At 65.8% G+C, this 15,074-nt stretch carries 1 protein-coding gene (only partly in view); it reads left to right on the plus strand.

This entire window lies inside a single protein-coding gene on the plus strand: locus tag HD883_RS25400, encoding an LEPR-XLL domain-containing protein (RefSeq protein WP_179590425.1). The 58,233-nt coding sequence extends 16,463 nt beyond the window's left edge and 26,696 nt beyond its right edge, so the window shows coding positions 16,464-31,537, spanning codon 5,488 (partial) through codon 10,513 (partial); the first complete codon in view begins at window position 2. Both codon boundaries (start and stop) fall beyond the window edges.

The following is a 15,074-nucleotide window of genomic DNA, read 5'->3' on the forward strand; positions in this document are numbered from 1 at the left end:
CGCCATGCGCCTGGCCATGGACGCGAACCTGTCCATCGGCAGCGTCGTCCGCCTGGAAGCGGACCTCGACCTGAGCCTGAATACCTTCGGCAAGGACATCGTCTACACGGTGCCCGAGCAATTCCTGGACAAGGTTGACTTCACCCAGTTCACGATCGGCGCCGCGCCTCCGGGCAAGCCCGGCTGGGTCGGCCCGTATGCGGCTGTGGTCGGCAACGGCAACCTGTCCTTGCTTGACGGCGCCCTGAACCTGAAGGGTGACTTCAGCATCATCGTGTCCGAATCGAACGGTGTCGTGCGCGCCGAGCTCGGCGCGACCGCCGTCCTCGACCTGCCGCTGTTCGAGCCCCTGTCGGTCACCGGCACCCTGGGCATCGTGGCCGATGGCAGCTCGAGCGGCGTCTATGGCGCCTTCGAGGTGGGCGGTTCGGGTACGCAATCGACCATCATCGATGGCGGCGCCTTCAGCGTCGCCGGCAGCTTTCTGCTGCAACTGAACACCACGTCGGCCAAGCAGGAAGTGCGCACGCTGGCGCTGAATGCAGCGGGGCAGCCGGTGGGCACCGTGCAGCTCGACCCGCAGATGTTGCGCATGTCGGGCAACGCGACCATTGCGGTCGGCCCGGTGGAAATGAAGGGCGCGGTCGACCTGCTGATCAACAAGGAAGGCGTGCAGGCCGCGATGGACCTGTCGCTGGAACTGGGCGGCTTCGGTGAAGTCCAGGTCGGCGGCGCCGCGGCGTTCCTGATGAGCGAAAGCGAAGGCCCGATCTTCGCGCTGCGCGTGGCGACCCACGTCGGCCTGAGCGCCGGCGTGCTGGGTATCGGCGCGGACGCGGTCATCGAGATCAACACCGGATCGAGCGACTACACGACCCTGCACGGCGACGTGATCAAGGGCAACACGATGTTCAACATGCAGCTGGATGGCACCATCCAGCTTCTGTCGTTCAAGGTCGACTTCGATGGCGGCATCAGCGTCGTCAACGATGTCTTCAAGCTCGAATTCAACGGACACCTGAACTTCTTCAATGCGCTGACGGTGGACGTCGGCGGATACGCGGATTCGGAAGGCAACTTCGAAATCCGCGGCAAGGCCGAGATCGACATCCATCTCGGACCGCTGCACCTGAACGCGGGCATGTCGCTCACGCTCAGCAGCCAGCCGCGTTTTGCCGCGGCGGCGTGGGGTTCGCTCGACTTCGAAATCGACCTCGGTCTGTTCTCCATCGACTTCACCCTGGCCGGCTTCCGCGCCGAAATCGACATCAACGCCGGCAGCGCCTACATGGCCGCGCGCGTGACCGTCATGGGCATTACGGTGGGCGGCAGCTTCAAGTGGTCGTGGGCCGATCCTCCACAGATCGCCTACCAGGTGGGCGACACGCTCTACCTGAACATGGGCGACAACGCGGGCCGCTATGGCGACTCGGTCTACAACGACATCGTTCATGAGTCCTACTCCATCGAACAGGAGAAGGACAGCAACGTCGTCAGCGTCAGCTCGCTGGGCGAGAACGCCACATTCACGGGCGTGAAGCACATCGTCGGCCGCGGCGGCTCGGGCAACGATTCGGTCTATGTCGGCCGCTACGTGACCGCGCAACTGGACCTGGAAGGCGGCGACGGCAACGACAGCTTTGTCATCCTCGGCGGCGGCGCAGGCAGCGTCATTCGCGGTGGCGCCGGCAAGGACGAGTTCCTGAGCGGCGACACCAGTGGCATCCGCTTTGAAGGTGGCGCGGGCGACGACCGCTTTGCGGGCGGCGATGGCGCCGACATCATCGACATGGGCGAGGGCGTCAACACCATCAAGAGCGGCGGCGGCAACGACGTCATCTATGTGGGCGCGGGCAACAACACGATCGAATCGGGCAACGGCGACGACCTGATCTACGTGTCGGGTGCCGGCACCCTGAACCTGAAGGGCGGCTTCGGCAACGACCGCCTGGTGCTGGCCGCATTCGCCAGCACGTCGCCGCTCCTGATGGGCGACCACCAGCTGCGCACGACGGTCAATGGCGCCGAACGCATCATCAACTTCGATGACACGCTGGACCGCCTGGAAGTCACCGATACGTCGGCGACCCGCACCATTCTCAAGATGGGTTCCGGCGCCAGCTGGGGCCTGACCGATTTCAGCCTGTACAGCAGCGGCATCGTCGACGTCACGCAGGCCACGCTGATCAACGCGCCGGGCGCGCTCCTGAGCATCAACGCGGCGGGGATCGACGGCACGCTGACGACCAACGTGGCCCAGCTGAACGTGGTCAACCGCGGTACGGCAGGCAGTGCGTACAGCAATATCGTGGTCCGTGAAACCGACAGCCTGGCCATCGTCACCGACGGCTACGCAGCCGGCGGGCTGACCACGCCGAACGGACTGATCGATGTCCAGCTGGCCACGCGCGAGGCCATCCTCTCGCTGGACCAGGGCGCGATCACGACCGGTACGGGCGGCGGCAACATCACGATCGTCGCCGACGACGTGGACTTCCGGTCGGGCTACGACCAGGTCAGCGGCACGGGTCAACTGACCCTGCGCGCCTGGTCGGCCGACCAGAGCTACCGCGTCGGCGCGGCGGCCCAGGGTCTGTATGGCGGCGATTACTCGCCAGGCCTGGACTCCGGCTATTTCGAATTCAGCATGAGCGACCTGTCGGCGCTCAAGGACGGCTTTGCCGCCATCCGCCTGGGTCACATCGCGGCGGGCGTGCAGATGTACGTCGGCGATGTCGAAGACGCCCGCGTGGGCGAGTTCAACTACTCGGCCTTGCTGCGCGACAACGCAACGCTGCTGTCCGATCGCATCAACATCGTGGGCGATGTGCAGTCCACCGAGGTCCTGACCTTCCAGGGCCGCCTGATGGAAATCCAGCGCCAGAACGTGCGCACGCCCATGGGCGCGCCCGACTCCGGCATCCATGCGCGTCAGACCGTCCTGCGCCTGACCGAACAGCTGGTCGTGACCGGCTGGCTGCGCGGCGATGACCTGGTCGACGTGACGGTCATCGGCACCACGGGCGCCGACGCCATCGTCGGCTACGGCGCCGATGCGAACAGCATTACCGGCGACAAGGGCGCCGCGATTGAAACCCTGAAGGCCGGCGGCAAGGTCATGATGACCGGTTCCAAGTCCGTCATCCTGGCCGCCGGGGTCTATGCCGAAGGCGCCGACGCGCAGATCGCCATTGGCGCGGGCACGTCGTTCAAGCTGCTGGAAGGCGGCATGGTGTCGGCCGAGGGCGACCGGTCGCTGATCACCCTGGCATCCAACGGCTCGCTGGGCCTGCTGTCGGGCAGCGCGGTGCTGTCGGGCGCGAAGTTCGTGACCGGCCAGCAGACGCCGGTCCTGACCGGCATGGGCGCAGGCGTGGTGATCCAGACCACGGGCGAACTGATGCTGGCGGGCTCGTTGACCGCCGCCGGTTCCATGCGTATCGACGCGGGCGCCGTCAGCGATCCGCATGCCGACTACTTCGACAACCTGCCGGGCAAGCAGCTGGCCGTCACGACGCAAGGCGCCAGCTTCGCGTCCATCATTTCCGCACTGAACCAGAGCCAGATCCACGTCGATCTGCGCGCGCTGTTCGGCGCCGACAACACGCCGCTGGCCGATCTGGCCTCCGTCACGTCGCTGGCCAACTACACGCCGTTCGAATCGCTGACCGATGCCGCCAAGGACATCCTGGTCGCGTCGCTGGGCTACACAACCCATGCCGACGGCGGGTATTACAACGCCGTCACGCACACCTTCGGCACCACGCTGACCGAAGGCGAACTGGTGGCGTATCGCAACGCCGATATCGTCTGGGGCGCCGCGGGCACGCCTGCCGCCAACGCCACGTTCGAACAACTGAGCAAGGCGCAGCAACAGGCCGTGGCCAGTTCGCTGGGCTACACGATGTTCGACGGCCTGGTGTTCACGCACACGACCGCCGCCGGCACCATGACGGTGGCGACCGCATTCACCCAAGGTCCGTCCTACGACTACGACAACGCTCGCATCGATTGGGCAGGCGCGGGCGTCACGACGCCGGCCGCCGGCACGGCGTTCGCCGCGCTGTCGGGCGCACAGAAAATGGTCGTGGCCGAAGCACTGGGCTACACCTTCGATTACTACTCGATGCCAGGTGACCTGTGGTTCGGCACCGGGGTGGATGCCACCCCGATCGCCACCATTCCGGGCGCCGATGCCGCATGGAGCCAGCTGACAGCCGAACAGCGCGCGATCGTTGCCGAATTCATCGATCACGGCGAAGGCTACAAGAACTTCTTCAACTACAACGCCGCGCCAGGCAAGAAGTCGGTCGCCGACTTCACGCAAGGCCCGTCGTCGGACTACACCAACGCCGGCATCTACTGGGGCACGGCAGGCACGCCTGCCGCGAATGCCTCGTTTGGCGAGCTGACCGCCGCGCAGCAGAAGGTCGTGGCGCGCAGCCTCGGCTATGAAGTGCTGGAAGGCGTCAACTTCATCAAGGCCGACGCGGCCGCGCCGCTGCGCGTGGTCGACGGCTTTGCCGAAGGCAAGGCAGGTGACTACAACCTGGACGCCATCAACTGGGGCGGTGTGCATGCACCGGCCGCTGGCGCGACCTTTGAAGACCTGAACCCGTCGCAGCGCGCCGTGGTGCTGGAATCGCTGGGCTACGCCGAAGTCGATCGCCAGGTTTTCTACAATGCCACCACCGGCAAGGCCTTCGGCACGCTGGTCGAAGGCGCAGGCCGCGACTACACGATTGCAGGCATCAACTGGGGCACGCTGACCCGTCCGGCCGACGGCACCCCCTTCGACAACCTGGGCACGGCCCAGCAGGACGCGGTCCTGTCGCAGCTTGGCTATCAGCGCTGGGATGGCGCGGTCTATTACAACGCGCTGGCGGCAAGCGGCGCGCAATACAAGGTCACGTTCGCCGCCGGTACGGATTTCCGCGCCGACACCCTGCGCTGGAGCGATGTGGACCGGCCGGCCGAAGGCACCGCGTTCGACGCGATGACGCTGGACCAGCAGTTCCGTGTCTACGACCAGAGCGGCTTTACCAAGTACGGCCAGACCGTCTACTACAACGCGAATGCTGCCGACGGCAAGCACCTGATGACGACGTTCACCCAGGGCATCGACTACACCAATGGTGTGGATGCCGCCGGGGAGACGAATCGCTGGCTGGTGAGCGACGGCACGCATGAATACGTGGTCGAAGCCTATGACGCGGAAAACGATGGCGTCGTCGATTCGATCCGTGTCCTGGAACCGCATCCCCTGACCGGACAGCGCGGCTTCGGCTTCCTGCTGACCGGCACCATCTACACTTTGCAGGACAACGCCGATTTCATCGTGTCGACCGCCGATGACGTGATCGTGCGCGGCAACATCAACCTGCTGGGCCAAGGTTCCGACCTGGTCCTGCAGTCGGACCAGTGGCTGTATTGGGAAGGCCAGGCCAACGTCAACGGCAACATCACGTTGCTGGGTGGCGTCGAGATCGACGGCACCGACCGCGGCGGCGCGAATGCCGATGGCACGAGCGTGTACGTCAATGCCTCGTCGGTCCTGAACACGACCCGCGCGGGCAGCCAGATCACCATCGCGGGCAGCCAGGATGTCGAGTTGCACGGTGCGATCGTTGCCGGCGGCACGCTGGGTGCGACCGGGGTGACCTGGTCGGGCGCCGATTCGAGCATCGTCGTCATGGCAGGCCAGCAGGTGTCGATCGACACCGGCCTGCAGGCCGCGAAGTCGGTCAGCGTGATCACGACCGGCCTGACAGGCGCCGATGACGGCGGCTGGGGTGTCGTGATCGGCAGCGCAGGCGGCCTTAACGCCGCGGGCATCACGTCCAATCAGTCGGGCGGCTCGGTGTCCATCAACGCCTACGGCGGCGTGACCATTGCGGGCAGCATCGTTTCGGGCGGCACGATTCGCCAGGTATTCGACGCCCAGGGCGCACTGCAATCCGAAACCATCGAGTGGTCGCCTGAAGCGTCCACCATCAACGTCAAATCAGCCGGTCAGTTGTACCTGGGCGGCCAGGCGCCCACCGAAACCGGCGGCACCGTGGAAGTCGGCGCGACCCTGCGCGCCAGCCAGCGCATCGACCTGGCGGGCGGCTACAGCGCGGACGGCATCGGCGTGAAGATGCCGGGCGGCGCGCGCGTCGCCACGCACAATGCCGATGGCGTGATCACGATTTCCGCGTCGCAGGATGCCGAGATCAACGGTCTGGTCGTCGCCGGTGGCGAGATCATCGATCACTACGACCCGGCAGGCATGTCGCTGGGCAGCAGCACCCGCACCTTTGGCGGGGATTCGGTCATCACGATCACGGCCGACCAGCAGATCCGGCTGGGCCGCGATCTGATGGCAGGCAAGAGCATCGACGTGCGCGGCGGGATCGGGCAGGGCGTGCCGACGGCCGCCAATCCTTGGGCAGACCAAGGCATCGTGGTGGGCGGCAACGTCCACCTCAAGACGTGGCAGGAAGACAGCACGCTGTCGCTGTCGGCCTCGGGTGACGTGTCGGTGCTGACGCCGGCATGGACCCAGGAACTGACCGCGGCGGGCTTCGCGCAATATGCCGACGGTCATCTGACGCAAGATGTGTCGTTCACCCTCCTCGTGCAAGACGGCAGCGTCGTGCGCAGCGGCGTCGTGACCCTGGCGGCAGCCAGCACGTCGGGCAATACGGGCCTGGCCTCGCTGGTCTCCGACCTGCAGGCAGCCATCGATGCCGTGCCGTCGCTGACGCCATACGGCCTGAAGGTGCGCCTGAACGACGGCCACCTGATGATCACCGGCGACATCGCCTTCTCGCTTGCCTCGGCAAGCAGCCAGGCCGGTCTGCTGGGCTTCACGCAAGCCGAAGGCGGGATGGCAGCATCCGATCGCGGCTGGGCGCTGGACGCCAGCCAACGCGGCTCCGTCGTCAGCCTGGGCCGCGCCAACGCCCCGAGCGGCGACATCACCATTTCCGGTTCGATCCGCGCGTACGCCGGCATCAACCTGTATGCCGGCACCAATGCGCTGGGCAACCAGAGCGTCGAGCTGACCGAAACCGGCCTGATGGAAACGCTCAGCGGCGGCATGCACCTGAGCCCCGCCGGCAACGCGATCATCAAGGGCGACCTGGTGGCGCGCGGCACCAATGCCGACATCGTGATCGATGCCCGCAACACGCTGGAACTGCGCGGCGACCTGACCGCGCAGCGCGACATCATCATCAATGCCGGCAGTGCGGTGCACGCGGGCGAAGTCAGCCTGAAGACGACTGCGTCGGCCAACTTCAATGTGCTGGACGCCGGTGGCCGGATCATCATGACCGGCATGAACGACGTGTCGATCGACAGTGCGATCGGCCGCGCCAACCCGACGCTGGGCATGGTCAAGCTGGTCTCCACCAGCGGCACGCTCACGCTGGAACACAATGCGGGCTGGGTCGAAACCGGGTCGCAGATCGTGCTGTCGGGCAAGAACGTCGACCTGGCTGGCGTGATCCGCAGCAATGGCGCGACGGCAGCCTCGTACGACTACGAAGTCGACATCAGCGCGAAGCAGGACGTGCTGCTGCATGCCGACATCGTGCTGGCAGGCTCGCTGCGGGTGGTGGCCGGGGGCAACCTGTCCGTGTACGCATCGCCCATCAGCGCCGACCAGGCAGGCCAGAGCCTCGTGCTCTCGGCGGGCGGTGACGTCTACCTGGGTTCGACCGGCAACCATGCCGGCGGCACCGTGCTCGAAGCCAGCCGCCTGCTGGACATCAAGGCCGGCGGCGTGCTGCGCATGGCGTCCGACAGCCAGCTCTACAGCATTGCCGATGGCAGCCTGATCCGCCTGGATGGCGGCCGTCTCGACCTGCAAGGCAGCGTGCGCGCGGGCGCCGACTACAACCGAGTGACCAGCGGCTGGGCCTCGTCGGGTACCGACACCTCGATCAGCCTGCGCAGTGCGCAGGACACGGTCATCGGCACGCAACTCATGGCTGGCGCAAAGATCCAGATCATTGCGGGCTCGGATGCCGAAGGCAACAGCATTCTCATGACCACCGGCAGCGGCGTGACCGTGACCGGTGCGGCAGGGCAGGTGACCATGCTGGCCGATGGCGATCTGGTCATGCAGCGCAACACCTCGATCAGCGCGACTGGCCTGGGCGCCGATGTCGAACTGCAGGCCCGCTCGCAAGTGGTCGTGTCCGGCCGCGTGCTGGCCGATGACCAGGTGCGCGTGCTCGGCGGCTCCGATGCCGCGACGCGCATCGGCGTGCTCATCGACACCCTGGTGCTCGACGGCAATGGCGGCTATGTGTCGGGCGGTATCCTCGACACGCATGAAGGCGGTTCGGTCACCATCCGCGCGCAGGACGGCATCACCATCGCGGCCATCATTGGCCAGCAGGTGGCGCAAGCCACGCCGACGCGCGCCACGGTCCACCATGTCACCATCGAATCGACGTCCGGTGACGTCAACCTGCTGCGCAACATCGAAGTGCAGGAGTCGGTCTCCCTGATCGGCGGCAACATCAACCTGACGGCCGGCAGCCACATCTTCGCCTTTGGCGCCGATGCGTCGATCTACATGCATGCCCGCGTCAAGCTGACGCTGTCGAGCGCCAGTACCGGCGCCAACGACTCGCCGATCGTCATGGCAGGGTCGCAGGTCCATCTGTCGGCGCCGACGGTCCTGATCAACGGCAACATCCAGGTCGACAAGGACAGCACGGACGGCCTGCTGCTGGTGAACGCAGGCAGCACGCTGACCCTCGGCGGCTTCCTGGGCTCGGCGCACAACATCACGCTGAACGCGGGCGTGGACATGAACTGGACACAGGGCCGCATGGAGCAGCCCATCCTGCGTGCGCAGCTGTCGGGCGGCAACATCACCGTGCAGAACCAGGGCCTGATCCAGGCTGTGGGCACGCTGAAGGTCCAGGCCGGCGGCAACGTCGTGCTCGACGCCGCGCAGCAGGTCGCTGCCGCGCGCCCGGTCGAAGTCACCAGCTACCAGACCAAGGAAGAAAAGGTCGACGTGGTGACCGGCTACACCCAGGTGGCCGATGGCTTCATCCTAATGCCGACGGTCAGCTACGTCACGACGTCCATCACCGAGCAGATCGGCACGGAACGCGTGAAGGTCGGCAGCACGTATCACACGCTGGACGTCACGCTGTCGCAGACGGGCTACTACAACCCGAAGGCGGCCATCGGCGCGCAATACCGCGAATTCCTGATCGAAGGGATCGATTACTACAACGACGCCAGCCAGCGGCCAGCCGGCAGCACGATTCCGGTTGTGAACTGGGCCAATGCGGGCGACGAACAGAACCCGACGCGCTCGGCGCAGGCCCCCAGCGGCGACTACAAGAACGCTGCCTACCGCACCTTCTCGCAACTGAATGATGCGCAGCGCTGGGCCGTGCTGAACGCCACCGGCTTCATGCCGCTGTATGACTTCGGTTATGACGCCGCGACGGCAAGCACGGTCAAGACGCTGAACGGCGGAACCTCGACGACGGCGTGGGCGCCTGACTGGGCCGGCAACGCCAAGCAGGTCTTCTACATCAACGTGGCCGGCTGGCGGGACAAGTACGTGCTGATGCAGGTCGGCGCGCAGGAAGACATCCTGCGCCTGGTCAGCGACGGCACACCGGCCTACCTGAACGGCGACACCGTTGCCGACGGCGTGGGCAGCGGCACCTGGGTGGCGGCCAACCAGCCGCACAGCGGCGAACTGGTCGGCACCTACACCGATCGGGCCAAGGTCTTCTACGACCAGGTCAGCTCGGTCTATACCAGCAACACCTACCAGACCAACTTCAACTGGTCGCAGAACGCCTGGGACTACGACAACAAAGCCGGCAGCTGGCAAGTGTCGTACATGAACGGCACGGGCACCCGCACCTTCGGCACCATGGCCGACGGTCATACGGGCACGCTGTCGTATGCCCCGCAATGGTCGTGGCTCGATCTGAGCGACGCCAACAAGGCGGACTTCGTCCAGAACTACGGCATTTCGGGCAGCTCGCCCGCTACCGCCAACATTCGCGCGATCGCGGCGTACCAGTCCACGCTCAACAGCGGCACGGCGTCGCTGGTCAACATCGGCACCTATTTCGACGGCGTGCGCGAAGTCGGCGTGGCCCCTGGCATCCAGGCTGGCTACGGCGGACCGACCCTGTGGTGGTGGGCCAACTTCGTTGGCGCCGCGCTCGAATTGCGCGGCAACGACAGCTGGCTCGGCAGTCACTACAACAGCAGCCGCAGCGACGACTGGAACGACGATGCGCAGGCATTGCGGTTCAGCGACGCGACCTATGCCGTGCGCCTGTACCAGCACATCAACTACGGGGGCTGGAACGCCGACTATCGCGGCACCAGCGCCAACCTGGGCGGTGTGAACGACGAGTCGAGCTCGGCCCTGGTGTGGGGCAAGCGCTACGAACAGTACAAGGACTACGCGTATCAGTGGACGTCCACGACGTCCAACATCTTTGATCAGCGCGTGCAGCTGAAGTACGACCTTGCGACCATCGCCAAGGACGACTTCGACTATCGCCCGGTCTACCAGACCAGCACGAAGGACGTGATGGTCACGACGAATGAAAGCGTCACGGTCTGGAAGACCGTGCCGATCATTCAGCAAGTCACGCAGATCACGACGGAAGCCCATACCACCACCGTCAACAGCACCTACGGTTCGTTCAACGAATCGGCCTCGCTGAACGGCGCCAACATCGTGATCGACGCGGGTGGCTCGGTGCGCCTGAGCGGCGTGATCGCGGCCACCGACCGGCTCGACATCGACAGCGGCTCGCTGCTGGAGGTCAAGGGCAATATCGTCGACGGCAAGGCCGTGGGCACCAAGCTGATTGCCGACACGTTCGACCTGTCGGCCGGCAGCAATCTGCAGATCGACGATTCGGCCGTCCTGGCCGCGACCGGTACCGCCGGCGCGATCCAGCTGACTGCCAAGCTCGACATTACCCTTGGCGGCGAACTGCGCGCCGAGACGCACACCGGCACGGGCCCCGCCAACGTGCTGCTGACCGTGACCGCCGATGCAGGCCGCGACCTGCACCTGAGCGGCATCGTTACCGCCGGCAGCATCGACGCCGAGTCCGGTTCGGCCAGCGCCAACACCATCCGCGACGGCGGCATTACCGGCGATTCCGGCACGGTGCTGACCGCGACGACCGGCAACATCGGCCTGAAGGCGGGCCACTTCGGCGGCAACATCGTGCTGTCGCACGTGACGCTGGACGCCAGCGCATCCGCCACCGGGACGGTCCGTCTGGACGCCTCGGCCGGATTCGTCGAACAGGTGCGTGAACTCATCCAGCCGTCGGGCACGACCGACCCCGCAGCCCAGGTCTGGGTCGCGGCGGGCAATCTGGTGGCCCATCGCCTTGAAGCCGTGGGCGAAACGGGCCTGATGCTGACGTCGCGCGTGGTCGAGGCCGACGTGCGCCTGCTGGGCGCGGGCAACATCGACCTGACCAACACGGGCGCGATGACGCTGACGGCCAATGCGGCTAACGGCGGCATCACGGTGCTGAACACCGGCAACCTGGCCGCCCACACCGTGGTGACCGAAGGTACCAGCGACCGCAATGACATCAGCCTGACGGCGGTGGCGACCGGCGCGGGCGGCGTGGCGAACATGGTGCTCGGCGACGTGCGCAATGCCGCACGCGGCGACGTGACCGTGAACGCACAAGGCACGGTCCTGCATGAAATCGCCAAGCAGGTGGTCGCCGACGAGCTGTCGATCACCAGCATGGGCAAAGTCGACATCGCGACCAACGTCAACAGCCTGACGATCGACGTGCGATCGGCGGCCGACGTGGTCGTGGCGCAAGACGTCCGCAAGCTGCTGCTGCAGCAGGTGTCGGTAGCCGATGGCAGCTTCACCGCCACGGGCCAGGGCGTCATCGACGTGGTCAACGTCACGCTCAAGACCAACAAGGACAACAACGACATTTCCATCACGGCCCGCCAGGACCTGCTCGTGCGTCATGCATCGGCCGGCATCTACCTGGGCGCGGCCGATGCGCTGCCGACCATCGGCGGCGTGCAGGTCAACGCCGTCAGCTCGTCGGGCAATATCACCCTGGTGTCGACACTGGGCGCGATCACCGAAGGCTATAGCGACATCTCCGTCGACGTGGTGGCGAACCGCCTGACGCTGCGTGCGGCGACCGGCATCACCGGTCTGGAAACCGCAGTCAACGAACTGGACGCCACGACGGCCACCGGCGACATCGAGCTGGTCGATACCGACGGCAACCACGAAAAGTTCGCGGGCCTGCAAGTCATCCAGGCCAAGACCACCGTGACGCCGGCCACCGGCAGCTCGATGGTGAGCCTGACCGCCGAAGGCACCGTGCTGGTCGATGCCACCGGCCGCGTGTCGGCCGACACGATCAAGCTCGTCAGCACCGATGGCAGCATCGTCGTGCGCCAGCCCACAAGCGGCGATTCCCTGTCGTATACGCGGGGGGTGGTGTTCGATGCCGGCAAGACCATCGAACTCTATCGATTCTTCAACGCGCCGGAGTGGATGGAATATCGCGCCGGGGACTACTTCATCTTTGGCACGACGCAGTCGAACGGCACGCCGGTCACCAAGCTGTTGCCCACCACCCTGACCAGCGACACGCTGATTCTGGAAACCGGCGAAGGGCTGAGCCTAATCGGCAGCACCATTACCGTCAACCGCCACCTCGAGCTGATCGCGGGGCAGGACGTGGTGGTCAAGGGCACCATCAACGTCAAAGCCACGCACTATGACGGCACGGCCGCCGGGTCGGCCATCGACGATGTGATCGTCAAGGCGCTTGGCACCAGCCAGGCGAAACAACTGGTCGACGTCAACCAGAGCAATGCCCAGTCGAACGCCAGCACCGTTGCCAGCGACACGGGTTTCATCAACCTGCAGATCAATCAGCTGCCGGCGTCGCGTTTCGACTTGCGCGCCAAGAACGACATTTTTGTCGATGTCGAGAGCAGTCTTGTCCTGAGCGGTTTCGTGGGCGGCCTGACCGGGTTCGACTCGGCCCGCAACGTCACGATCGATGTGGCCGGCACCCTGGCGGTGCAGAGCGGCATCGTGGCCGCGGCCACGGCCGGCGGCAAGCTGAACCTGATCGCCACCAACGTCACGACTGACGGCGCATCGGTCTACATTTCCGACCGCCTGGACGTGCTCGCCACCAATGCGATCCAGCTCAACACGCTGGTCGACACGGTCTCGGTGCGTTCGACCCAGAACGGCGCCATCAGCATCAATGAAGCCACCGGCCTGACGGTCGAGCTGGCCAGCGCCCGCAACGGCGCCATCGACATTGCGGCAGGTGGCAACCTGTTCGTGCGCGAAGTGCGCAACTTTGCAGGCGGCAGCGACATCTCGCTGCGTGCCGGCGGCACGATGTACGTCGACCTGGTCGAAACCGCGTCGTCGTTGGGCGCGGCCAAGACATCGGGCAACATCACCGCCGATGCGCTGGGCGGCGTGCGCGAATGGCAGGCGGCGTCGGTCACCACGCTGGATGCCCAGGGCCGTGAAACGGTCGTGCTCAACGCCTACGATGACCAGACCGCCGACCTGTACGGCTATCGCGTCACCATCAACGGCACGGCGACCACGACCCTGTTGTCGGATCCGACCAAGCACGGCAACGGCAGCGATGTCGAAGTCCGTGTCGTGGCGGGCAATGGCTTTACCTACAATCCGCTCAGCACCGTAACGGAACAGTCGCTGCTGGAAGCGGGCGGCGCCATCGTCAACGTCGACCCGGTCACCTTGACCGCGGCTGGCCGCGTGGTACCGCAGATCAGCGCCGTCGTCTTCGGCGCAACCCCGGCAGCGGGCGAAACCTATTCGGTCACCGTCAACACCCATCAGTACAGCGTGACCGCGGTCGCCAACGACACGGCAGCCACACTGCTCGGGTCGCTGAAGACCCTGATCGAAGCTGGCGAAACCGACCTGACCGTGTCAGTCGATGCCGACGGCCTGAAACTGCTGCTGAGCGCCGACACGGGCAACACGCCGTTCACGATCAACGGTGCCTCCCTGACCACGCCGGCCACGACCCTCGTGACGGGCGGCGTCGCCAAGGACGGCGCAACCATCGTCACCGGCGCCGGCGACGTGTTCGCGGGCTTCGACCAGTCGCAGCACACCAACGTCATGTTCGACAGCGCCAGCGCCCTGCAGACCGGCAAGGTCTACGGCGTCACGCTGAACGGGCACGAGTATGTCGTGCACCAGGGCGATAACCAGTTCGTTGACATCACCGGGGCAGGCGCAAGCACCATCACGGTCGACGTCAAGTCACTGCAGACCGACAGCGCCTACGGCACGGGCACCGTCACCAATGTGACCGACGGCGCGCGCACCATCAACTTCGGTTCGCTGGCCGCGCCGTCCAACGGCACGGTGCTGACGGTCACGATCGCCGGTACGACGTTCTCGACGACCGCCACGGCTTCGTCGGACCGCGACAGCGTCGGCACGGCGCTGGCTTCGCTCATCGACGCCAGCTCCAGCTATGTCGCCACCTACAACGCCACCACCGATGTCCTGACGATTTCGAGTGGCGCCGGCACGGCTGCCATTACCGACAGCTTCTCGGCGCCTGTCAGCGCCAAGCTAGGCCCGACGATCAATCTGTCGGGCATGACGATTTCGACCGGTACCCACTACACGGTGACGGTCGCGACCGGCAAGACGTTCGACACGGTCGCCACCGCCGGCCAGAGCGCCGGCGACATCGCCAGTGCGCTGACCACCCTGATCAACGCCGACGCCACGCTCAAGGCTACCGTCAGCGGCAGCGTCATCACCGTGCAGGATGGCGGTGTGGCGGCGCAGATGAGCATGGTCGCGCGCACCGCGCAGACCGTCGTATCCGGCCAGGCCGGCGTCACGCAGATCGACACGGCGCAGGCCGGCAAGCACCTGGACCTGACGTCGTTGACGATCACGGCGGGCAACCAGTACATCATCAAGGTCGGCGCAACCGAATTCACCTACACCGCGGTCGCCGGCAATACGCTGACCCAGGTCGTCGCCGGCA

Source organism: Pigmentiphaga litoralis, assembly GCF_013408655.1.
Lineage (GTDB): Bacteria > Pseudomonadota > Gammaproteobacteria > Burkholderiales > Burkholderiaceae_B > Pigmentiphaga > Pigmentiphaga litoralis_A.